The 23136-nt window shown below is 59.4% G+C and carries 22 protein-coding genes, 1 pseudogene and 1 riboswitch; of the genes and pseudogenes, 16 read left to right on the top strand and 7 right to left on the bottom strand.

Translation table 11 applies throughout. The annotated features are described in order from the left end of the window. The first annotated feature begins 109 nt into the window (after positions 1 to 109). The 3 genes from purU (at position 110) to AARI_RS04010 (ending at position 1987) form a co-directional block, all read left to right on the top strand. Entirely contained in the window at positions 110 to 952 is an 843-nt protein-coding gene (gene purU / locus AARI_RS04020; protein WP_013348077.1) for a formyltetrahydrofolate deformylase, read from the top strand. A 2-nt stretch (positions 953 to 954) separates the two neighbouring features. Further along, positions 955 to 1320, top strand: coding sequence for a hypothetical protein (locus tag AARI_RS04015; protein WP_013348076.1), 366 nt, complete (start codon positions 955 to 957; stop codon positions 1318 to 1320). A 148-nt stretch (positions 1321 to 1468) separates the two neighbouring features. Further along, complete coding sequence (locus tag AARI_RS04010) at positions 1469 to 1987, top strand: gamma carbonic anhydrase family protein (RefSeq protein WP_041649335.1); 519 nt, start codon at positions 1469 to 1471, stop codon at positions 1985 to 1987. 65 nt (positions 1988 to 2052) lie between these two features. Here AARI_RS04010 and AARI_RS19575 read toward each other — a convergent pair whose 3' ends face one another. The 4 genes and pseudogenes from AARI_RS19575 to AARI_RS03995 all read right to left on the bottom strand — a co-directional run bounded on the left by AARI_RS19575 (position 2053) and on the right by AARI_RS03995 (position 6462). Continuing rightward, on the bottom strand, positions 2053 to 2364 hold the full coding sequence (locus tag AARI_RS19575) for a hypothetical protein (protein ID WP_231849440.1): 312 nt from the start codon (positions 2362 to 2364) through the stop codon (positions 2053 to 2055). A gap of 210 nt (positions 2365 to 2574) precedes the next feature. Further along, positions 2575 to 3798: a cystathionine gamma-synthase gene (locus AARI_RS04005; protein WP_013348074.1), complete on the bottom strand. Its 1224-nt coding sequence runs from the start codon at positions 3796 to 3798 to the stop codon at positions 2575 to 2577. After that, a complete protein-coding gene (locus AARI_RS04000) occupies positions 3795 to 5108 on the bottom strand; it encodes an O-acetylhomoserine aminocarboxypropyltransferase/cysteine synthase family protein (protein ID WP_013348073.1) in 1314 nt (437 codons plus the stop codon). The genes AARI_RS04005 and AARI_RS04000 overlap by 4 nt, the downstream gene beginning before the upstream one ends. Before the next feature lie 88 nt (positions 5109 to 5196). Continuing rightward, positions 5197 to 5287: riboswitch (SAM riboswitch) on the bottom strand. Positions 5288 to 5519: 232 nt separating this feature from the next. Next, a pseudogene (locus AARI_RS03995) lies at positions 5520 to 6462 on the bottom strand (LysR family transcriptional regulator). Between the two features lie 122 nt (positions 6463 to 6584). On the opposite strand from AARI_RS03995, the gene AARI_RS03990 reads away from it, so the two are divergent. The 3 genes from AARI_RS03990 to AARI_RS03980 are packed head-to-tail and all read left to right on the top strand — an operon-like array spanning position 6585 to position 9171. Further along, entirely contained in the window at positions 6585 to 7577 is a 993-nt protein-coding gene (locus AARI_RS03990; RefSeq protein WP_013348071.1) for a DUF1852 domain-containing protein, read from the top strand. Between the two features lie 18 nt (positions 7578 to 7595). Further along, entirely contained in the window at positions 7596 to 8636 is a 1041-nt protein-coding gene (locus AARI_RS03985; protein ID WP_013348070.1) for a methionine synthase, read from the top strand. Then, positions 8629 to 9171, top strand: coding sequence for a flavin reductase family protein (locus AARI_RS03980; protein ID WP_013348069.1), 543 nt, complete (start codon positions 8629 to 8631; stop codon positions 9169 to 9171). The genes AARI_RS03985 and AARI_RS03980 overlap by 8 nt, the downstream gene beginning before the upstream one ends. Positions 9172 to 9251: 80 nt before the next feature. On the opposite strand, the gene AARI_RS03975 is transcribed toward AARI_RS03980, so the two are convergent. Continuing rightward, complete coding sequence (locus AARI_RS03975; protein ID WP_013348068.1) at positions 9252 to 9512, bottom strand: LPXTG cell wall anchor domain-containing protein; 261 nt, start codon at positions 9510 to 9512, stop codon at positions 9252 to 9254. 391 nt (positions 9513 to 9903) lie between these two features. Here AARI_RS03975 and AARI_RS03970 point away from each other — a divergent pair, with 391 nt between their 5' ends. Next, positions 9904 to 10983 carry an IS110-like element ISAar16 family transposase gene (locus AARI_RS03970; protein ID WP_013348067.1) on the top strand — a complete coding sequence of 360 codons (1080 nt, stop codon included), beginning with the start codon at positions 9904 to 9906 and terminating at the stop codon, positions 10981 to 10983. Between the two features lie 80 nt (positions 10984 to 11063). Then, entirely contained in the window at positions 11064 to 12341 is a 1278-nt protein-coding gene (locus AARI_RS03965; RefSeq protein ID WP_013348066.1) for an ISL3-like element ISAar15 family transposase, read from the top strand. 23 nt (positions 12342 to 12364) lie between these two features. Here the strand turns inward: AARI_RS03965 and AARI_RS03960 are convergent, their stop codons facing one another. Both AARI_RS03960 and ltrA read right to left on the bottom strand, forming a co-directional pair. Further along, positions 12365 to 13072, bottom strand: a complete 708-nt coding sequence (locus AARI_RS03960) for a hypothetical protein (protein WP_013348065.1) — start codon at positions 13070 to 13072, stop codon at positions 12365 to 12367. A gap of 234 nt (positions 13073 to 13306) precedes the next feature. Then, on the bottom strand, positions 13307 to 14716 hold the full coding sequence (gene ltrA, locus AARI_RS03955; RefSeq protein ID WP_231849439.1) for a group II intron reverse transcriptase/maturase: 1410 nt from the start codon (positions 14714 to 14716) through the stop codon (positions 13307 to 13309). Between the two features lie 900 nt (positions 14717 to 15616). Here ltrA and AARI_RS03950 point away from each other — a divergent pair. The 8 genes from AARI_RS03950 (at position 15617) to AARI_RS03910 (ending at position 23043) form a co-directional block, all read left to right on the top strand. Continuing rightward, positions 15617 to 16402, top strand: coding sequence for a hypothetical protein (locus AARI_RS03950; protein WP_157867083.1), 786 nt, complete (start codon positions 15617 to 15619; stop codon positions 16400 to 16402). A 227-nt stretch (positions 16403 to 16629) separates the two neighbouring features. Continuing rightward, positions 16630 to 17154 (top strand): hypothetical protein, encoded by a 525-nt coding sequence (locus AARI_RS03945; RefSeq protein WP_013348062.1) that lies wholly within the window; start codon positions 16630 to 16632, stop codon positions 17152 to 17154. Between the two features lie 616 nt (positions 17155 to 17770). Next, positions 17771 to 18892 carry a hypothetical protein gene (locus tag AARI_RS03935; protein WP_013348061.1) on the top strand — a complete coding sequence of 374 codons (1122 nt, stop codon included), beginning with the start codon at positions 17771 to 17773 and terminating at the stop codon, positions 18890 to 18892. A 200-nt stretch (positions 18893 to 19092) separates the two neighbouring features. Next, entirely contained in the window at positions 19093 to 19701 is a 609-nt protein-coding gene (locus AARI_RS03930; protein ID WP_013348060.1) for a GNAT family N-acetyltransferase, read from the top strand. A 338-nt stretch (positions 19702 to 20039) separates the two neighbouring features. Next, positions 20040 to 20414, top strand: a complete 375-nt coding sequence (locus tag AARI_RS18920) for a GNAT family N-acetyltransferase (RefSeq protein ID WP_065763524.1) — start codon at positions 20040 to 20042, stop codon at positions 20412 to 20414. Beyond that, positions 20329 to 21900 (top strand): type IV secretory system conjugative DNA transfer family protein, encoded by a 1572-nt coding sequence (locus tag AARI_RS03920; RefSeq protein ID WP_231849438.1) that lies wholly within the window; start codon positions 20329 to 20331, stop codon positions 21898 to 21900. Before AARI_RS18920 ends, AARI_RS03920 begins: the two co-directional genes overlap by 86 nt. Next, complete coding sequence (locus AARI_RS18450) at positions 21897 to 22646, top strand: DUF4913 domain-containing protein (RefSeq protein WP_013348059.1); 750 nt, start codon at positions 21897 to 21899, stop codon at positions 22644 to 22646. The genes AARI_RS03920 and AARI_RS18450 overlap by 4 nt, the downstream gene beginning before the upstream one ends. A 34-nt stretch (positions 22647 to 22680) precedes the next feature. Next, positions 22681 to 23043: a hypothetical protein gene (locus tag AARI_RS03910; protein ID WP_013348058.1), complete on the top strand. Its 363-nt coding sequence runs from the start codon at positions 22681 to 22683 to the stop codon at positions 23041 to 23043. The last annotated feature ends 93 nt before the right edge of the window (positions 23044 to 23136 follow it).

Genomic DNA, 23136 nt, shown 5'->3' with positions numbered 1-23136 from the left:
GGAGGAAGGCGGCGCTGGCGGCCGCGCGCTATGTGCAGCGGATGCCGGTGAGCGCAACGTAGCTCACGGAATTGGCAGAACATCGCTGGCGGGCGCTACCTTAGAATCCATGAACCAGTACATCGTCACCCTATCTTGCATCGACCGCCCTGGCATCGTCCACGCCATTTCCGGAGGTCTGCTGGGTGCCGGTTGCAATATCACCGAGTCCCAGCAGTTCCTCTCGCCGGAGACCGGCACCTTCTTCATGCGCATCGAGGTCGCCACCGAGCAGTCGCTGGCGCAGATCCGCGCGGGGCTCGCGCCCATCCGCGATGACTTCCACATGTCCCTCCGTGTGGACGATGGCGCCAAGCGCACCCGCACCATGATCATGTGTTCCAAGGCCGGGCATGCGCTCAATGACTTGTTGTTCGCCCAGCGTGCCGGCACCTTGGCCATCGATGTGCCGGTGATCGTCTCCAACCACCTGGATCTGAAGCCGATGGCCGACTTCTACGGGGTGGACTTCGTGCATCTGCCGGTGACCAAGGAGAACAAGTCCCAGGCCGAGGCTGAGCTGCTCAAGCTCGCCGAGGACTACGGCATCGAACTGGTGGTGCTTGCCCGCTACATGCAGATCCTTTCGGATTCGCTGTGCGAGCGCATGGAAGGCCGGGTCATCAACATCCACCACTCCTTCCTGCCCTCCTTCAAGGGCGCCAAGCCGTACCACCAGGCCTATGCACGCGGCGTGAAGCTGATCGGTGCCACCGCGCACTACGTCACCGCGGACCTCGACGAAGGTCCGATCATCGACCAGGAAGTCACCCACGTCTCGCACACTCGCACCGCCGAGCAGCTCGTTGAGCTAGGGCGCAGCGTGGAAGGCCGGACGCTGACCCGCGCCGTGCAGTGGCATGCTGAGCATCGCGTGATGCTCGACGGCCAGCGCACCATCGTCTTCTCGTAGGCATGGATTATGCAGCAATAGCCGTCGTCGCCCTGCTGATTGCCGCCTCGGCGTGCTGGCCTTTGCTCAGGGCATCTGGCAAGCGCCGCAAGGCCTTGAAGGCCCAGGCGCCGCAGCTGCCAGAGCACCATCGGCCGCGCTACCGGCAATCTCTCGCCGGAGATCCGCTGGCTTACCCTCTGGCCATGAGCAGCAGTTATGCGCTGTGCCGAGATTCGGACACCGCACGCTCGTTCTGGCGGGCGCAGCCGGACAGTGCGCTAGATGGTGCCCACGACGCGCATCGGACGCAGGTGTTCACCGGCGCCGAGGGCCTTTTGCGCAGGTGGCTTTCGCCGCACCGGTACCGGCTAGCCAGCTGCTGCTAGCAGCCGCGCAGGAACTGGGCCCGACTTTGCGAGCCGCCGAGGAGGACCTGGAATGGCAGCGCGCGCTACCGGCCGCGGCCCGCACGCGGACTTGAGATCTTCGGTAGCGAACTCGCCGTTGCAATGCTTGGCCATTACAGTAGGTGAAATGACGCACATCATTACCATTGACGGCGCGACCCCGAAGGTCGGCCAGGACGTTTTCGTAGCACCTACCGCCACCTTGAGCGGCGATGTCGAGCTGGCTGACCGTGCCAGCGCCTTCTATGGCGTCTCCGTGCGCGGCGATTCGGCGCCGATTCGTGTGGGTGAAGGCACCAACTTGCAGGACAACGTCGTGCTTCACGCCGATGAGGGTTTTCCTTGCACCCTGGGTGCGGGCATCTCGGTGGGCCACTCGGCCGTGGTGCACGGCGCCACCGTAGGTGACGGCTGCCTTGTGGGCATGAGCGCGACCATCATGAACGGCGCGGTGATCGGCGAGCAGTCGCTGGTTGCTGCAGGTGCACTGGTGCTGGAAGGCACCCAGGTTCCGCCGCGTTCCCTCGTTGCAGGTGTTCCGTCCAAGGTCCGCCGCGAACTGAGCGATGAAGAAGTCGCCGGGTTGAAGACCAACGCTGATCACTATCTCGTGCTGGCAGCCAAGCATCTGGAAGCCAACGCCTAGAGTTTGCGAGGTTCTGGAAGCGCACTGCTTCCAGGACCTTTCGCTTTAAGCATTGTGCGTGCTGCTCATGGCTGGGCGATTTCGACGTCCAGCAACCCAGCACGCCACTTCACCGTGGTCTCCTCCGCCAATGCTTCGGCCTCCAACCCTTCGGCCGGAGTCATGAAATAGGTGTTGATCCGCAAATTCTGCGCCGGATCCAACCCCGGCGGCAACAGCACCATCGGCCGGCTCCCAGGGATCTTCACCGCCTGGAACAACCCGCAATGCCTGGCCGTATGGTGAATCAAGCAATTCAACACCGCAGACTTGATATCAGTGCGCCCGCCCTTCTCCCACGGATCCAGATGATCCGTTTCGCACCTCTGCGCCGGCATGCTGCACCCGGGATCGGAACAGCCTCGATAGGCTGCCCGGAGTGCTCGGACTTGTGCCTTAGACCAAGTCAGCGAGGTTGATCTCGGCGCGTAGCTGAGCCTCGATATGCTCGATGAGCCGATTGAGAATTCCGATCATGATTCCACCCTTCCCCAACTACTATTCTCCAGGGAAGGGGCGCGCCGCCCGATCATCGCGGACCGAAATGATCAGGCGTTTTCTAGGGCCTTCTCGCGCACGACGGCGGGCTTGTGTACCGGCTGGGTCGCCCGGGCGGCGGCCAGGCCGCGTTCCAGATCAGCAATCAGGTCGTCGGCTTCCTCGATGCCCACCGAGAGGCGGACCAGGTTGGCCGGGATTTCCAGCGGGGTGCCGATCAGCGAAGCATGGGTCATTTCGCGCGGATAGCAGACCAGGGATTCCACCCCGCCCAGGGAGACCGAGAGCTGGAAGTACTCCATGGATTGGGCGAAGGCGCGGGCGGCGGCTTCATCAGAGAGCTGCAAGGAGAGGATCCCGCCAAAGCCGCGGCCGGCCGCGGACTGGGATTTGGCCAGCTCGTGGCCCGGATGGCGTTCCAGTCCCGGGTAGTAGACGCGGGTGACTTCGGGCTGGTCATCGAGCCAGCGGGCCAGGGTGGAGGCGGTAGCCCCGTGGCGTTCCATGCGCAGGCCCAGGGTCTTCAGCCCGCGGGCGGCCAGGTAGGAATCCTGCGGACCGGAGACCGCTCCCCCGGCGAACTGCTGGTAGCCCACGGCTTCGGCCAGGCTCTGCCCGCGGTGCAGGTGGTCGGCCACGATGACAGCGCCACCGAGCACATCGGAGTGCCCGCCGATGTACTTGGTGGTGGAATGGACCACCGCGTGGGCGCCGAAATCCAGCGGCCGCTGCAGGTACGGGGTGGCGAAGGTGTTGTCCACCACCAGCAGGGCGCCGTGCTCGGCCGCGATGGCTGCCCAGCCGGCCAGGTCGGCGATGCCCAGCAGCGGGTTGGACGGGGTCTCCACCCAGAGCAGCGCGGTGTTCGGGCGCACCGCGGCGCGCACCGCATCCAGGTTGGTGATGTCCACCGCGGAAGAGGTGATCCCCCATTTGCCGTGCAGCTTGGAGATCAGCCGGTTGGTGCCGCCGTAGCCGTCGGCGCCCAGGATGATGTGGTCGCCCGGTTCCAGCACTGCGCGCAGCAGTGCGTCTTCGGCGGCGATCCCCGAAGCGAAGGAGAAGCCGGCGGCGCCGCCTTCCAGCGCGGCGAGCTGGGATTCGAAGCCGTTGCGGGTCGGGTTGGAGCCGCGCGAGTACTCGTGCCCGGCGCGCAGCACGTTGATGCCGTCCTGGATGAAGGTGCTGGTCTGGTAGATCGGCGGGATCACCGCACCGGTGTGCGGATCCTTGTGCTGGCCGGCGTGCACGGCCAGGGTGTTGAAGCCGCTCATGCGAAACTCACTTCCTTGGTGCCGGCGGTGGCCTGGGTTGCGGCCAATGCAAGATCCAGCGATTGGGTGATATCTGCGAGCAGGTCGGCGGGGTCTTCCAATCCCACCGACAGGCGCAGGGTGGAGGTGTTCAGGCCGGCGTCGGCCAGCTGCTGCTCCGAGAGCCGGCAGTGCGTCATGGTCGCCGGGTGGGAGACCATGGTGCGGGTGTCCCCCACATTCGCGGCCAGGGAAATCAGCTTGAGCCCGTCGATCACCGGGGAAACCAGGGATGGGTGGGCCAGCTCGATGGCCAGCACGCAGCCGGTGCCCTTCGGCGCCAGCGCCCGGGCCAGCTCGTGGCTGGGGTGCTCGGGCAACGACGGGTGGTGGATGGCGGCAATGCCCGGATACTCGGCAAGCGCGTCGATCAGCCTGGTGACGCTGCGCTGCACGTGGGCGGCGCGCACCGGCAGGGTCTCGATGCCTGCCAGGATGCCCTGGGCGCTGGCCGGGGCCAGGGTCGGGCCCAGGTCGTGCAGGAACTTGGAGCGCACCAGCATCGCGTAGGCGGCCGGTCCGTGGCGCTCAAGCAGCGACGTGCCATTCAGCCGCACCCGCGGGGCGGCGATCTGCGGCCAGCGGGAGGAATCGGAGAAGTCGAAAGTTCCCGAATCCACCACTACCCCGCCGAGCACCGAGCCGTGCCCGGCCAATCCCTTGGTGGCCGAGTGCACCACGATATCCGCACCGAGTTCCAGCGGGCGCACATTCAGCGGCGTGGCCAGGGTGTTATCGACAACCACCGGGATGTTGCGCTCGTGCGCGATCGCCGCAATGGCCGGGATGTCGGCCACGGTGCACAGCGGGTTGGAGACCGACTCCAGGAAGAACGCCCGGGTGTCCGACTCAATGGCAGCGGCCCAAGCGGACGGATCGGCCTGGTCGACAAAGCTGACGCGGATCCCGAAGTCCGCGAAGGTGTCGGTGAACAGGTCCACGGTGCCGCCGTAGAGCGAGGAGGAGGCCACGATGTGCTTGGGTCCCTGGGTCAGGGCAAGCAGGGACAGGGCCACGGCGGCCTGCCCGGTGGCGGTGGCCACCGCGTGGGCCCCGCCTTCCAGGGCGGCCACGCGCTGTTCGAGAATCGAGACGGTGGGGTTGCCGGTGCGCGAGTAGGTGAAGCCGGCCTGGCGCAGGGCGAACTTCTCGATCGCTTCGGCATGCGATGCGAATTGGTAGGCCGCGGAATTGTGCAGTGGCGGCAGCATCGGGCGGAAGTCTCCGCTCGGGCGGTACCCTGCGTGCACCGCGTCGGTTTCCTGGCTCATGGCTCCTCCTCGTTTCTCTGCGAGGGAGTGCACCGATTGGCATCGTGCGGCGGCACGAAGCACAGTACGCAAAAACGCGTTCGGAACTGCTCCATCGTTCCTGGCATTAGCACCTTTCGGTTTCCCGATGGTTGCTGCGACGTCAACGAGCCAGATCTCTTAGTCGCTCTTGATGGTTTGTTGTTCCTCCATGGTTGGCCATGGGCCGCAAACGGTGCAAGCGTTATCGGGCGGCCGGCTTCATACAAGGCCGCCAGGCTTCATATGACTTCTCGTTGTCATGATGACGCGGTGACCGGCAGCACTTTATGACGCGAAGTTTTGAGATGAATCGGCGTGATGTAGAGGTTTTGCTGGAAGTTTGTGACGATGTGCCGGTGCTCGGTGACCGGGAGTTACGCCACTGGCGGCTCAGCCGAGCACTTCTACCCCGAAGCTGGCGACCACGGTGCGCACTTCTTGCAGGTAGCGCTGGGCCTGGTCGGTGAGCGGGATGGCGGCGTGGTCGATCCAGCCGATTTCGATGCGCTCCTCGATGGCCAGCGGGATGGCCACGATGGAGGGGGTCCAGCTCGTCGCTGATGATGCCGGTGGAGATCGTGTACCCGCCCAAGCCGATCATGAGGTTGAAGATGGTGGCGCGGTCCGAGACCTGGATTTCGCGCTGGCTGGAGCGCGTGGAGAGCACCTCTTCGGCGAAGTAGAACGAGTTGTTCGCCCCCTGGTCGAAGGTCAGCCGGGGCAGGTCTTCGAGGTCTTCGAGCGTGACCTGGGTACGGGTGGCCAGCGGGTTGCTGCGCGAGATGAAAATATGCGGATCGGCCAGGAACAGCGGGTGGAAGACCAGCCGGGATTCGCGCAGCAGCTTGTCGATGACCTTCCGGTTGAAGTCGTTGCGGTACAGGATCCCGATGTCGCTGCGCAGCGTGCGCACGTCCTCGATGATCTGCTCGGTGCGGGTCTCGCGCAGCGAAAACTGGTACTCCTCGGCCCCGCTGGCCTGCACCATCCGCACGAAGGCATCCACCGAAAAGGAGTAGTGCTGGGTCGAGACGCCCAGCAGCCGCCGGGCTGAGGGTCGGCCGAGATATCGATGTTCAAGAAGCTCCACCTGCTCGAGCACCTGCCGGGCGTAGCCCAGGAATTCTGCGCCTTCGGCGGTGAGTGTCACTCCCCTGGCCGAGCGCATCAGCAAGGTGCGCCCCACCCGTGATTCAAGTTCCTTCATCGCTGAGGACATGCTGGGCTGCGCGACGTAAATGAGGTCGGCGGCAGCCGAGATCGACCCCTCCGAGGCGACCGCCACGAAATAGCGAAGTTGCTGCAGCGTCAATCCATTTGTTCCCTGTACCATAGCCAGAGTCTATATGAATCCATAGTTATATCGAGTTACCCGATATCAAGAATCTCCCTGCATGATTGACGCATCGACTTCCCCTCGGCCTGCCCAGGCCTCCCAAATACAGATTGGCCATCATGGCAGACGCATTAAATTTCAGCATTAGCACCACCAGATTCGACGAGAATTACTCCCCTTCGACAAATTCGCGAACCACGACAAACTTCGCTAATTTGGCACGCGGAGAGCGCCGCGAAGAGAACCTGCGCAATGCCCTGACGATGATCAACCGCCGGTTCAATTCCTTGGCTCACTGGGACAATCCCCAGGGCGACCGTTATTCTCTGGAATTGGAAATCATTTCCGCAAATGTGCATTTTTCTGCCGATAATACCGACAAGCAATTTCCTCTTTTAGAAGTGCTTGAAACCACGATCGTGGATAAACTCACCGGCACTCGGTCCCAGGGCATGGTCGGCAATAATTTTTCTTCTTATGTCCGCGATTACGACTTCAGCGTTGTGCTTCCAGCCTCATGTAATGACAGCGGAGCTCCGGTGCTTCCAGAAGATTTTGGCGATCTCCACGGACAGCTCTTCCAACATTTTTTGAACTCACAGGCATACCGTGAACGTTTTGCCCAGCTGCCGGTGATCTGCATCAGCGTCTCGACTTCCAAGACCTATTTCCGCACCGGCAACAGCCATCCAGTGCTCGGTTTGGAATACCACCAGGACGAAAATTCATTGACCGATGCCTACTTCGGGAAAATGGGCTTGAGCGTCCGCTACTTCATGCCGCCGGGCGCTGTTGCGCCATTGGCTTTCTACTTCCGCGGCGACCTGCTCAATGACTACACGAACCTTCAGCTGATCAGCCTCATCAGCACCATGGAGACGTTCCAGAAGATCTACCGTCCGGAAATCTACAACGCCAATTCGGCAGCACCTTCCGTGTACCACCCGAGCCTGGGCGCCGAGGACTTCTCCCCCACCCGTGTCTTTTATGACCGCGAAGAACGAACTCAGTTGGGCAAGATCCAAGGCAAGTTCACCGAAGAGCACTTCATCATCCCGAATCGCCAACTGCTCGATCAGTGGTCCTCTTCCTACCCGACTCCTGTCGCCTAAGAATCCGAAAGATAACGTATGACTTCCCCGCTTATCCCCACGTCAATTGTCGGCAGCCTACCCAAGCCTTCCTGGCTTGCCGAGCCTGAAAAGCTCTGGTCCCCATGGAAGCTTGAAGGCGAGCAATTGCGCGAAGGCCAGCAAGACGCCATGCGTGCTGCGGTCCTCGAACAGACCCAGCGTGGCATCGACATCATTAGTGATGGAGAACAGACCCGTCAGCACTTCGTAACCACATTCATCGAGCACCTGAGCGGTGTTGATTTTGAAAAGCGCGAGACGGTGCGAATCCGCAACCGCTACGACGCGAGCGTGCCTACCGTCGTTAGTGCCGTGGAACGCGAAAAGCCAGTTTTTGTCGAGGACGCAAAGGCCCTTCGCACATTTACCGACAAGCCCATCAAGTGGACTCTGCCTGGCCCGATGACCATGGTTGATACTTTGTATGATGCTCATTACCAGAGTCGCGAAAAGCTCGCTTGGGAGTTCGCTACCATCCTGAACCAAGAAGCCAGGGAACTCGAAGCAGCCGGCGTGGATGTCATCCAGTTTGATGAGCCAGCCTTTAATGTCTTCTTTGATGAAGTTGCTGACTGGGGCATCGCAGCGCTGGAGCGTGCTTGCGAAGGTTTGAAGGCAGAAACCGTTGCGCACATTTGCTTCGGTTACGGCATCAAGGCCAATAACGATTGGAAGGCCACTCTGGGCGCTCAGTGGCGCCATTATGAGAAGTCCTTCCCACTGTTGCAGGCTTCAACCATCGACACCGTTTCTTTGGAATCTCACCATTCCAACGTGCCGCTTGAAGTAGTTGAGATGGTTCGAGGCAAGAAGGTCATGCTCGGTGCCATCGACGTAGCCAATGTTGCCATTGAGACCCCACAAGAAGTCGCACAGACCCTACGTAAGGCGCTGGAATTTGTTGACGCAGACAAGCTCATTGCCAGCACCAACTGTGGCATGGCTCCATTCCCTCGCGATGTCTCGCTGGCAAAGCTCAGTGCTTTAAACGCCGGAGCCGGAATCCTGCGCGAGGAGCTCGTCGGTGCCAGTGTCTAAAGTCTCGATAGACGCAACCGACTCCCTGCCCGCAGAAGACTTCAAAGCAGTCTTTCGAGGGCACCCGGGTGGGGTCAGTGTCATCACTGCCGATGCTGGCCAGGGCCCAGTTGCCCTCACCGCAACATCGGTTGCCTCCATCAGCGTAGATCCGCCATTGCTAGTCTTCTCAATTTCGGCGCTCTCCTCTGCCTCTGACGGACTCTCTCGCGCTCAGACGGTCGTCGTTCATTCCTTGGATGTGCATGACATTGAGCTGGCTAAGTTGGGTGCTACCAGCGGGGTAGATCGTTTTGCCCAGGACCAGACATGGACTCGTTTGAGCACCGGCGAAACTGTCTTTGATAACGTCCGCGCTTGGGTACGGTGCGAGGTTGTGGAACGCATCCAAGCAGGGACCTCAACGGTCATCGTGGCTCGCGGACTGCAGTCACACATTGCACGCGACTCCCAACCAGGCGAGCTTGGTGACGCATTGGTTTACCACAACCGTTCGTGGCACCACTTGAATTCCGGCTCGCATCTGGGCCACTGATACACAAATAGCTGACGCTGGGAACCACCCTTTGGTGCTTCCCAGCGTCAGCTGCATTACGGGACCGTTATCGGCTTAAGCTACTTCGCAGAAGCCTTGCGTGAGCGGGCAATAAATACCACACCGCCAATGGCTAGCAGTATCCCAACCCCAGCAGCCCAGAAACCATCAAAACCTGTGTTGGCCAGTGCAGGCGCTGAGGCCTCAACAACCGCTACGGGTTCAGTGGACTTGCTTGCCTTTTGCGCCTTGGTAACGATTGTCTTGCCGATTGAACCTACGGGCTTGATTTCAGCGTCAGCAACGGGTCGTTCGCTTTCTGAAACCTCAGGTTCGTCCACAGTTTCGGAGCCACCAGTTGAACCATCCGTCGTTTCCGGTGTAATCCGGCTCTTCGATTTTTAGCGTGGTGACCCGAAAAAGAAGTAAGGCTGTGAGTCTTGTAGTGGCTGGTCTGGGATCAGCTGGCAGGGTAGATGCCAGGCTTCCCTCCGACGTGGGCATGACTCAAAGTAAGGCTGACCCCTGAGGTGTCGTTTGCGAGAATTGTCTGTCTACGTTGTTGGGCGGCCGGCGCCAACCCGGCCCACCTCGGTAGCCTGATCAGAAGAATGTCCACCTATCAGGGTGTGACCCATCACAGTGTTGCTCCAACGGTGACTTCCTTCCCGGACTGGTACCGGCCGCACGGCCGAAGATCCTGTCCGTGAAAAGAAGAAAGTACCAAGCCGTATGACTATCCTCCCGCAGACCGTTGCCAAGACCTACTCCTATATCATCGGAGTGGATACCCACGCCCGTAAGCATGTCTATTCCATCATCACCTATACCGGCGAACACGTGGAAACCAGGGATTTTCCCGCCACCAGTTCCAGCATCAAACGCGCTATCGCTTGGGTCGGCAGGCGCACCGGAGCCGATGCCAGCACCCTGTGGATAATTGAAGGGACAGCCTCCTACGGTGCCGTAGTCACCGGTGCGGTCACCGATGCCGGCTACACGGTCGCCGAAGCACCTAGCGGCTACCAGAAAGCCGGGCGCGGCGTGGGTAAGACTGATCCGTTGGATGCCCAGCGCATGGCTGCCGCCGCGCTACCCATCGAGGTGCAGAAGCTGCGTGTTCCGCGACTCAATGACGGTGCCCGCGCTGCTTTGCGCGTGCTGGTGACGGCCCGTGACATGCTGGCTGTGGAGCGTACGAAATACGTCAACGCGCTCACCGCACTGCTGCGTGTGACCTCGCTTGGCATCGATGCCCGCAAACCCTTGAGCAGCACTCAGTTCCTCGAGGTAGCGGGGTGGCGGAGCCGGGAGGAAACCATCGAATCGCAGGTTGCCCGTGCCGAAGCCGTGCGGTTGGCCCGACGCGTCGGTGAACTGGACACGCATATCAAGGAAAACACGACTCAGATGACTGAGCTGGTCAAGCTCAGCGAAGGCAAGGAACTACTTGAGCTCACCGGTATCGGTCCGGTGGTGGCGGCGGTCTGCGTGGCCGCGTGGTCCCATCAGGGCAGGTTGCGTTCGGAGGCTGCATTCGCTTCTCTTGCGGGCGTGAATCCCATCCCTGCATCTTCAGGGAACACGGTGCGCCACCGGCTCAATCGTCGAGGTGACCGGCGGTTGAACAAGGCCCTGCATACCGCTGCGATGGTACGGATGACCCATGACGAGGAGACCCGGGCCTACGTGGTCAAACGCACGGCGGAAGGCAAGACGTTGAAAGAGATCCGTAGATGCATCAAGCGGTTTTTGGCACGCCGAATATACAAGATTCTGGAATCTGCGGAAGTGCTACCGCTGACGGCTTGACAGATATAGAAGAGTCTCGCAGTCCCTTCTGCGAAAATGGATGTTGACTAAAACAATTCATACGCAAGGAACTACGAGCCGTGATCAAGGATACCGGCCGAATCGATGCTGCGTCGATTCTGTTGAACCTCACCGACTACCGCGTCATCACCGTGACTCAGGAACTTGCCGGACGGCAGGTACTTGTTGAGCCCATCGAAACCGAAGCCGCTTGCCCCTCCTGCGGGGTACTGACTACCCGAATCCAAGCAAGGCCGGTGCACCAGGTCAAGGACCTGCCCGCCGGCGGTGACGACCTGCAGGTGTTGGTACGCAAACGCCGCATGGCCTGCCAAGAACCTGCCTGCGAACGCCGTTCGTTCGTGCAAACCACCGAGCAACTGCCCTTCCGCGCACGGATCACCACCAGGCTCTCCCAACGGCTCGTGGACGAGATGAGCTGCGAACTGCGAGCCGTGTCCCGGGTCGCCGCAGCGCATGGGGTGTCATGGCCAACGGTCATGGCCCGACTGACCACCGTCGGTGAACTCGTCGGGAATGTGGACCGGATGTTCATCCGGCGCCTGGGCATCGATGAGCACCGGTTCCGCAAAGTCCGCTACGCCCTTGGCCGGACCGGGAAAGTCGTTCGGATTGAGCCGTGGTCCATCGTCTTCACCGATCTGGACACCGGAAAGATCCTGGATATCGTGGACGGACGCCGCGGAACAGCGGTAAAGAAGTGGTTGAAGAACCGGCCACGGTATTGGCGCCAACGGGTGCAGTACGTCGCGATCGACATGTCTGCCGAGTTCCGCAAAGCGGTGCGTGAGAATCTGCCCAAGGCGAAGGTCAGCGTGGACCATTTCCACGTGATCGCCCGGGCGAATCTGATGATCACCCAGGTCCGCCGCCGCCGTTCCCACGAAGTGCACGAACGCCGTGGCAGGGCCACGGATCCGGCCTACAAGTACCGGAAGCTACTAACCTGCAACTTAGAGAACCTGTCGATCAAGCAGGTGGAACGGCTGAAGCTGATCCTTGAATCAGACCCGGAACTCGGAGTGATCTATGGAATCAAGGAACACGTGCGGCAACTGCTGAAAACCGCTGATATCCATGAATTCCAGTCCCGGTGGGCGGTGCTGGAGAAATCAGTGAAGGCCACAAAAATGACCGAGGCGAAAACATTGTTCCGCACGTTGACCGCCTGGCGGCGGGAGCTGCTGGTGTTCGTACGAACGAGGTTGACCAACGCCCGGAGCGAGGCGGCGAACCTGACGGCGAAGAACCTGAAACGCATCGGTCGAGGCTATCGGAATCATGGTCATTATCGGCTTCGGATATTGTTGTACACGGCGGGCCTACGGCCGTGCTGAACATCCTGCACCACGCTTAACTTTTAAGAGCCTGTAATCCCCAAGTACATTTCGAGGTAGTACGCACGTAGCTCAGGATCATCGGCAAAGACTTCTTCGAGGAAGGCTTGAAGATCAGCTGCATCTTCATCGGTTTCTACACTGTCAGCGATGATTGGCAACAGCTGCTCGATGAACTCAAGGCCAGCGTCGCTGCGGAAGTACTCTTCCCACTCGGAATCATCCCATTCAAGGCTGTCCTGTGGGAGGGTATCGAGGATTAAGTCCCAGAAGGCTTGCTCCTCCTCGGAGAGTTCAAAGTCATCCTCGACGGGGTACTCTTCCTCTAGGAGTTCATTGAGCTGTCGAAAGTACTCTTCCCCAGCTTCGGTCTCGACAAACACTTCCCATTGCTCGTCGCTCCAGTCTTCGGAACCTTCAGGTAAGAGAGCGTTGATTTCGTCCCAGCGGTCATCGCTGGAAACCAGGCCGAAACTGTTTGATGATTGCTTCGGCGATTCGGGGAGTACGGTAGCCACACTCTTGACTTCCGGATTAACGGATTTCGATTCCTCCTGCACCCGAGCTGGCGTCGGTTCGGTTGCTTCTGAGGCTGGCTCGGACGCTGGGGCCTCATTTGAGTCCTCAACCCGAGCCTCACTGGCTTCGTCAGTGGCCTTGGCCGACTTACTAACTTCATCAGTGAGCTCAGATGTAGCGTCAGATTCTGCCGAAGCAGCTGATTCCGTCACCGTAAGCCAAGGCCGCCGAAAAGCAAGCTTTCGCCGCTGCATTGAAGAAGGGATGGACGCAAACCGAGCTGAACAAAATTGGCTCACCATCCCGTCGCCGGCCTCGCAAAAAGGCCGACCAAACCACACCAGCAGCAGAGCTCTAAACGAGCACATAATCGAGTAGGCGGGGGTGTCTAGCCCCCGCCTCTCACACCACCGGACATGCGGGCCCGCATCCGGCGGTTCGCCAAGTCACTGAAAACGATCCCAAGCACGGCGAAAGAACAGCACACCCAACTCCTCCCAATAAGAAGTTGGCAAGGCACGATGAAGAATCGGGGACTTCGCCACACGCCAATACGCACGTGAACTGTTTCCCCACTGGTAAGCCTTATCCTTGACAATCCCCAGACGACGAAGATTCGCCACCCGAGTACGAGGACGCTTCCATTCAACCCAGCGGATCTGACGCAACCGACGTCTAAACCATTGATCGAGTGTGGCAAATTTATCCGCCGTCATCGACAACCGGAAATAACCCATCCAACCCCGAACAAAACGATTCAACTGCTCGATACGGTAGTCCATCGACACACTCCACCGCCGAGAAGTCAACCTCCGAATCCGCTCCTTCATGCGTATCCACGCCTTCGGAGCAACCCTGATCCTGACCTTCGAACCTTTGACGAAGTAGAAACCAAAACCCAGCAACGTTGCAACACTCGCCGGATTGATCACTGATTTCTGCCGATTCACCTTCAACTTCAAACGTTGCTCAAGGACTTTCGTCGCCTGACCCAACACCCGTTCGGCAGCACGTTTCGACTTCACAAAAATTCTGATGTCATCGGCATACCGCACAAAACGGTGATCCCTCGACCAGAACTCCTGATCAAAATCATCCAATATGATATTCGAGAGCAACGGCGATAAAGGCGACCCCTGCGGAGTGCCCTCCACCGTTTCCCGACGAACACCCTGCGCCATGATCCCAGCCGTCAAATACTTCCGAACAAGCTTCAGAACCCGCTTGTCTTTCACCTTCCGCGCAACCCTGGACATCAGCACGTCATGGTTCACCCGATCAAAGAATGCATCCAGATCAACCTCCACAACCCACCGATACCCCTGCTCAATAACCTTACGAGCCATCGAAGCAGCGTCATGGGCGCTTTTGCCCGGCCGAAATCCATAAGACATCGGTGCGAACCCCTCATCGAAAATCGGGGAAAGCACTTGCGCGAGAGCCTGCTGAATCAACCGATCCAACACAGACGGAACACCCAGCATCCGTTCCCCACCATCAGGCTTCGGAATCATCACCTGACGCACCGGCAACGGCGCATACGTTCCAGCATCAAGCGACTTCCGAGTCTCGATCCAATGCTCACGGCACCAATCACGCAATTCATGCGCTTCAAGCCCATCAACACCAGCAGAACCCTTATTCCGCTCAACACGTTTCAATGCAATCAACAAATTACCGCGCGAGAACACTTGCTCCCACAGATCAACTTGTTGATCCCTGATGTCTTTCCCATCAGCCGCCGGCTCAACGCTACACGCAAGAAAATACTCTCCCGGATTCACCGGTACCGTCCCCTCTCTGCCCCACCACGTCCGTGGGTTTTCTGCGATAATCACGTGAGCACGAGAACTCATGCTTCAGTCCATCAATTCCCAGCGTTCAGCCCTTCCCTGCCTCCCTCATCAACCACAATGGGTCTCAGGCAAACGATCAGGTTCCTCACCCGACGCGATTCCTAGGCAGGTACTATGACCTCTGCTGACTTCTGCCCCATCAGTTACTGACCTCTCGGCCAGAACCGCCCCACCCAGTCAGAAGACTGGTGGTGCACTGGGACAGACCTCCCCAGATAAGAGCATTCACTTTCTCCCTGCGCCCGCCACATATACACATCTGCCGTTTCGATGGAGCGGGCTTCACCATCTTGCGCTGGCTTACCCCGGCAGACATGCCTCACATGTGATTCGTGTTCCTCGGTGCAGAGGTTTGCCTCCGGCTTCCTTCCCACCCCACCTCGCGGTGACGCAGTTGCCTTCAGCTAGGCCTTAAACCATCTTCCCGGCCAGAGGACTTTCACCTCCAAGTAAATGCCCATGCTGGGCGTACACAAAAAACCCCGGCGTGTCGCCGGGGTTCGTGTCAGTTTCCGAAGTCCTCAGCATTTCTGTTCATAGTCCACAGCACTGCCGCCCGCAAGGGGAACTCTAACCGGTACATGGTTGGAGCAAATCTGAAGTGGAAACCCGAGCGAGACTCACGACTCCTGACATCAAGATTTAGCCCATCGCAGCTGTAATCTGGCTTTTGATCCTGTATTTGAGGACCAGGCTGGGCCGGGTCAAGGCGATCTCGGCAGGCTTAGAGGTGCATGCTACCCGGGGACAGCAACATAGTTCGTGAGATCTGGGGGGCGATTAGTAATAGTCGTGCCGAAGCAGCGTAAAAACCGAATGAAACAGGAAAGGGCAGGCATGTCGGTTAGGCATGAATCGGCTTCAGGGCTGATTTGGAACAACAAAGTCGGAAAAGTCCGAATGTCCCAGAATTCCGATGCACGGCTTCGTTTCGCCATCATTCGCCAACTACCCGAAACTGGACTGTTCGCGGACGAGGTCGTTGCCATAGCGCCGGATGTCCAAGTTGTTTCAATTAACTTGGATGATGGTGGCAACATTGACTTGGCGGGGATTGAGAACCTGCCGTTGCTCTCATCGCTAATCATTCATCAGTGCGATGGCATACTGACCTATGGCGGTTCGGGAAATGAGGTCATGGCCTTGACCCGATTGATCATGCCATACGCGCAAGGAGTCACCGAGCAACTCGTTGCTTCTCCTCATCTGCAAGATCTGGAGATCGAAGGCGGAACTCCCGATCTGCTCAGGCACATGGCGAAAACAGTACGCAAGGTCCTGTTGCAACGCGTGAAGGGTGCTGCAGATCTTATGGCATGGGACCGGCTTACCCAACTGGACGAGGTCGAAATCAATCAATCGGGGAGCATAGAGGTCGTTGCACCTGCTGGCGGGTGGCCCGAGGTCGTGAGTTTCACCGTTATTGGATCCCTCAAGGGGATAGTGCTGGCTTCGAAGGCCCGCCCCTTTCAATACCTGTATTTAGAAGGGGTTCGCCTGTTTGATCCGGACGCGTCGTTCTGGGACCTGCAAGCTAAAAGAGTCACTGTCGGCTACTCGACCAAGCCGCCAAAATGGCTGGTTGAGGCGTGGCCCCACAGGCCAGACGATTGGGACGAGAGATTCTGCATTGCGTCGCATCGGCTGCTTCCTGGATCCGAGGAACGTTACTTCGACGAACTCTGATCTCCCTCTCTCGGTGACTTCGTGACAGCGAATAGTCTCAATCGATCTCGAATCCACAGACTGTCTGCACAACAACTCCGTGTCCTTAAGAGGAACCTTCACCGGGTCGCCCAGGACCAGTTGGTCATTGACGGAAGCTGAAGTGCGTTGACCTTGCCATCAATCGAGGCCCAGTAACACGGAGCGGTAGCACGGCGTCTGGAAATGGTTCGGCAATAATGGTCTGCATGATCAAATTTGAACGGTGGAGCGGGCGATTCCCGAATAAGTACCAGTCAGCTGGATTGGGCGTCGTCGGTTTGGTGCTTTGCGCAGGCGTCTTGACGGGGTGTTCCGTATTCCGGGATTACTCGGGCGATACCTGCGATGGACGTAAGCCGGTTGGTTCTCTGGAGCAAGCCGGCAAGGGCCTGGTGTCTGCCGCCTACGCCGCCGATCGGGACGGGGTATGCCGAGTGACTGCGCCGTTCCCGGGTGGCGTTCTGGACGATTCAATGGTCGCCAAGACGCGGGAAATCCTAGCCGAACGGGGCATCACCCCACAGAACGTCACTGTGGTAATTGGAGAACAGATGGGAAGTGGCGTGGCCGTCCAATTGACAGACGGCAGCAATAACGTTTCCCGCGCGATCGACATAAACGGCACGTTCGTCCGCGACGACGGATTCACGGTGGGCCTGCCGCCAGAGCTGTATCCCGAGGTTCCTGAGCACCCGGCATCACAGCCTGCTTCGACAGACCCTGCTCCCTGATAGCGCCAGTTACTCAGGGAAACGACCAGCGCGACCCCCGCAAGCGGAACCTCAACTGGGACGGTGCAAGGTAGATGCAGAGCGCCGCCCAATTGCTGATGCGACTCGGTCTCGGACTTTAGTCGAGTTTCCCAAAGGGGCCGGCGGCGTCGAGCGGAATCCGCTCTGGCTTCCTGGACATGATCAAGAACGCTATGCCAAAGAAAAATACAGCTATGGCAAGCCCAAGTAAAGCTGTGTCGCTTGATGTCGCAGGGCAGCCCGCAGAACTGTCATCAATCTCAGGACAGCTCCGCCATGGCTGCAAGAACATCACGAAACTACCTGCTGCTCCTGCGAAAGTCAGCAGGAGTCCTATTGTCAGGCAAACGGCCTTACTCGAAGCTTTCATACTTCATTCAAACACAGCACAACGTTTACCTTCTTCATCGCACCCTATGGGGAACGCTCTGCGGGACGATAAATTGATGTATGTGCCCGATGGGTATTCGCCTTGTGAGTAAGGCGAGATTCCTCCAAAGAAAAGCTCCCCACCTGATATCTAGAAATCTGTTGAAGCCGACGGGGAGGCTTTCGGGCGTTACGACGTTAGCCGAGTGGCTGTTAGCATCGGGTCATGACAGACCTGATGTCCGCCCTGCCTCGAACCACCATTGGCACGACAACGTTTTATATCGACGAGGCACGCCCCGTGGCCCTGGTCCGCCGAGAAGCCATGCCGGATCTCTTCCTCACGTGGCCGGATCTTGACACGGGAATTCTGGCCCCAGATGTTTCCGTTTGTGCGGCGACCGACGCCCTCTGGGTGCTGTACCAAAGCGGCCCCGATGGGCAGGAAATCGACTACCCGGCTTTACACAGCCCCACCGTCGTGGTCGCTGTAAGGATTGGTGTGGACGGTTCACTGGGTTTTGTTCGCACTGAGGAAACCACCGTCGTGGGAGCAACAAGCGCCGGACTATGGACGAGTACATCCATAGTCGAACAAACGGACGACAACTATCGGGGCGGCGAGCTGCCGGCGGACTGGGCTGCTCCATCGACATTGCAAATCCTGTTGCCAGGTCAGGTCCAACGAACGCTGGAAGTCGACCGGTACGTCAACGCCGTCCGCGAGGACGAGCACGGTCATGTGCTATTCGTGAACCCGTCGCCGCCGGTAGCCCACCATGACTCCGACACGATCAGCTATGAGTACCGATGTACGGCGATGGTAATAGGTACGGTCGACGAAATACCCGAGCATGTGAAATTTAGGGAATTTGTTCCCCAAGGATGGGGAACCCTCGTTGCGTCGGAACAGCTCGGCCTTGACTACGATTCTTATGGACCGAGACACGATTCTGCACGAGTCGACCTTTCCGAGATCGCCGGGACGCACTGGAAACGCGTGAGCTTGACTGATGCCCAGAAGACCCAAGCTGTGAAGGCGCTAACGGATCAGTTTGCCGACGCTGACGCCTATTGGCGCGCAGCAGATGGAACTACCGCCCCGCTCGCTGATGGCGTCCAAGAAACACACGTGGAAACCATCGGAGAATGGCCTGAATCCGAAGTTCATGTGACCTGTCGCCACCCGTATTTTCCCGCGGGCTGGATCCGCCGCAGGATCAGAGTCTTTGACGATGCTGGACGCATCAAGTTCGACCGATACGCGAGTCTTGAATTCATGGAAGACCTCGACACACATGCACTCCCCGACATTCGTGAAGCGAAGGATGGGATCCTGGAGGTCTAGATCTGCTTGGCAGACCCAGGCCCGCAAGCCGAACGCTCTGCGGGACATCGTGAAAAGGGCTGGTTAAGGCATCACGATCGCATAGGTGAATCTAACGCAGGTTCGATCGCCGGCTGCTGACAGGTCGCGTCGCTGTCGTTCTACTTTGGGGCTGAATCGCGCTAAATCGAAGTTGCTTTCCGAGAAGGTAACCTTGCCCTATGACTAGGATCGCCCCGATAACACTCCACGGAAAATATGTCACTCTCGAACCCCTGAGCGAGGATCACCACGACGGACTTGTCGAAGCGGCATCCGATGGCGAACTGTGGAACCTTTGGTACACCTCCGTACCTCGCCCCGAGGAAATGTATGACGAGATTCAGCGTCGTCTAGCCATGCAAAGCGAAGGTTCAATGGTTCCGTTTACGACTCGTTTGAACGACCCGACTACCGGCGAACCAGGCAAGATCATTGGCATGACCACCTACTGCGACATCAACGCCGAACTGCCACGCCTGGAAATCGGCTACACCTGGAACGCCGCCAGCGCGCAGGGAACCGGAACGAATCCGGACAGCAAAAGACTACTGCTCGGCCACGCGTTCGAAACCCTTAATTGCGTTGCCGTGGAATTCAGTACGCATTGGATGAACATGCAGTCTCGTCAAGCGATAGCTCGACTTGGCGCAAAACAGGACGGCGTGCTGCGCGCGACAAGCCGCATGGCCGATGGTTCACTGCGCGACACCGTCATCTTCTCGATCATTGCCTCGGAATGGCCGCAAATTCGCAGCGGGCTGGACTTGCGACTCGCGAAAAAACGCTGATTCTCAATCCATGTTTGAAAGTAACAGGATCTAGAGTTCGTCTGCCAGATCGTGGAACCGTACGCGGGATACGTTGGCCGAAGTCCCGTCTATACGTCAGAAACAGCCGATTGCATTTCCGTGTTGGGTCACCAAAGCAGGGGGAAAAGCACAAAGATTATAGGATCTAGAAGTCGGCCCGTCGATTGACGAAGCCGAAAAATACTGCAATCCCTCCAGCTTTCCATATTCCACATCCGGTCCTTGGATACCGCTGCTGGTGAGGTTCTACAGAGTCCTTAGTGGGACCGAAGGGCGAAAGAAGATGTCTGTTAAATTTCAAGGCCAGTGCTGCCGAAATGGATTCCCTGAGTTTGTATTCGGTGTTGAAGCTGCGAACGGATGTCTTTGTCGTCGAGCAGGGCTCGGCATATGACGAGTTGGATGGCAGGGACGTTGAGCCGGACGCCCGCATGCTTTGGGCCGAAGGCGATAATAAGGTCCTAGCGACTTTGAGGGTTCTGGCGGAGGAAGATGGCTGGCGCATCGGGCGTGTGGCTACCGAGGTCGCTGCCCGGGGTCAAGGTCTGGCAGCTGAGCTTATGCGTCGTGCCGTTGACGTATGTGCGGGAGAAAAGATAGTTCTCGATGCCCAGCAACCACTTGTGCCTTGTTGTCATCGTCCTGGCGGTGCTCTTCGGCTTGACGCTTCGCCGCATGCGCAAGGGCCGTAGCCGCGTGGACCGTGCCGCGTCCTACATGGGTCGGGGCAAGGACATTGAATCGTTGACATCCAAGGCTGCGCAGGCTTCGGCCAAGCGGCTGGGCGTCGAGAACTCCTGCGGTGTGCCGATTGGCCGGACCGTCGGCGGTGGAGCACCGCTGCATGGCTCCTGGGAGGATATGCACATCGACATTTGGGGTCCGCGTACAGGTAAGACGACAAGTCGCGCGGTTCCGGCGATCCTCGATGCGCCAGGCGGCGTCCTGGTGACCTCCAATAAACGCGACGTCGTGGACGCCACGAGGGACGTGCGGGCCAAGACTGGCCCGGTGTGGGTCTTTGATCCCCAGTCGATTGCCTTGGAAGAACCGAACTGGTGGTGGAATCCGCTCTCGTATGTCACTGACGAAGTGCGCGCGGCCAAGCTGGCCGAGCACTTCGCCTCTGGCTCTCGTGACCCCGGCGCTAAGACCGATGCCTATTTCGACCCGGCAGGCCAGGACCTTTTGGCCGGTCTGTTGCTGGCTGCCGCATTGGATCACCGGGCCATTACCGACGTGTACACGTGGCTGACTCGTCCCACCGATGACACGGCGGTGGAGGTTCTTCGAGAACATGGCTTTGCGTTGACCGCCGATCAGGTGGCCGGTGTGATTGACGCACCCGAAAAGCAGCGCGGCGGCGTGTATGGCACGGCGCAGCAGATGGCCTCGTGCCTGACCAATCGCCAGGTCTCCACCTGGGTGACCCCTCGCGGGGCGGCCGATACTCGGCCGCATTTTGACCCGGCGGGGTTCGTTCGTGATGGGGGCACGCTCTATTCCTTGTCCAAGGAAGGCCGCGGCACCGCGGGCCCCTTGGTCACCGCGCTCACAGTCGCCGTGGTGGAAGCCGCCGAGGAGCTGGCCGCCCGGTCTGCCGGGGGCCGGCTAAAGACTCCTCTGGTGGGAGTGCTCGACGAGGCCGCCAACGTCTGCCGGTGGCGCGATCTGCCGAACCTCTACAGCCACTATGGTTCCCGCGGAATCATCCTCATGACCATTCTGCAGAGCTGGTCCCAGGGCGTCGAGGTGTGGGGTGAATCCGGGATGAAGAAGCTGTGGAGCGCATCGAATATCCGCGTCTATGGCGGCGGTGGCACCACCCATGACGGCAGTTTCCTCGAAGACCTTGCCCGCATGATCGGTGACTATGACCGTCTGACTTCCTCCACCTCGTATGGGCGCGGGCAGCGCACCGTATCGCAGCAGCTTCACCGTGAGCGCATCCTGGACGTCGACGACCTGGCTGCCATGCCCAAGGGACGCGCTGTGGTGCTGTCCTCGGGCAACCGGCCCACGCTGATCCGCACGCAGCCGTGGATGGCTGGACCGCACGCTGACGCCGTGCGGGCGTCCATCCTGGCCCATGATCCCGAAGCCGAGAAAACGATTCTCGAAGCCGAGAAGGAACTCTCGGTGGTTGAATCCGCACTGAGAACGGAGGACGCATCATGAGCGACTGGGGAGAGGACGAATACACCGAAAACGAGGGGCAACCTTCCGCTGCCGCCGACACACCCCGCTCACCTGGGCGGGTGTTTGGGCTCGACATTGGCGGGCTTGCCGGTGAATACGTCGATGCGGCGGTCAAGGCCTCGGTCCGCAAGCAGGTCAATAACGTGGCCACGGCCGCGGTCGACGAAGCCCTGACTGAGAAGCTCTTGGAATCCCTCAGGGAGCGAGCTGGCCAGGCGGCCGAGGCCGCCGTGACCGAACAAGTCGAGGCCAACGAGGCAGCCGACGAAGCCCAGGACGACGATGGCGAGGCGGAACCGGAGGAAACCCTCTACTACGGTTCCGTCGATGAGTTTGTCCGTGAGTACCTGCGCAATGTCTATCGCCGGGCGATCAACGGCCGCTCGCGGGTCTGGGCTGCCCGGTGGTGGGAATACGACGAGGCAGTGATCCGTCTGGAAGCGCTATGGCGTTCCTGGGAACACCTGCGCATGGACCCCAGCACCGGCATGAGCGTGTGGTGGCGCGACCACGCAGACCACCATATGGCGGTCTTGCTGGACCCGGACGGGCCGTTTTCCTCGGCAGCGGACGCCGACGAAAACAAGTCCAAAAAAGGGCAGCCCTTGCCCTATGCAGCTCCGCCGGAGGGCTTGTTCCCTGACCAACGCCAAGTCCACGAACCAAAGGACGACGTATCTCGGGAGGAGGAACCGGAACCACCCGCCGAAGAATGGCAGGGCTAGTTTTCAACGAATCATCTGAAAGTGAGGAAACACCATGAACGAAGCAGTACAAGTCGCTGGATATGCTCTCTGGTGGTCATTGCTGACCACCAGCCTCACGGCGCTATGGTGCTTGGGCCGCAATACCTTCAAACACGTCATGCCCTCTGAGAACGTTCCTGCTGGCTCCGCCAAGGCCCTGGTGGCCAGCTTGCCCGCCGCCGTCGTGGCCCTGGCCATCATCAGCACTCCCTCCATCCTGATTTCTGCGATGTACCCACACGCACAGACGAATGCCTGGCTATGGCTCTGGACTGTGCCCGCTGGCCTTGGAGCGCTGTTTATCGACTTCCTGGCGTTGGGCTTGTTGGTGAAGCTCGTACGCCGGTTGGAACCGATGCCATCACCTTCAACGTAGCAAGCAGCGCGAACATGGACCGCACCGGGTAGACGCGGTCCCTGTCTAGTGCCAGTTGCTTAGAACCGGGTCTCTACGTCAACGATGCAATCA

The organism is Glutamicibacter arilaitensis Re117, assembly GCF_000197735.1.
Classification (GTDB): Bacteria; Actinomycetota; Actinomycetes; order Actinomycetales; family Micrococcaceae; genus Glutamicibacter; species Glutamicibacter arilaitensis.
Note: the sequence above shows the minus strand (reverse complement) of the source record. Positions and strands in the feature narration are given on the sequence as shown.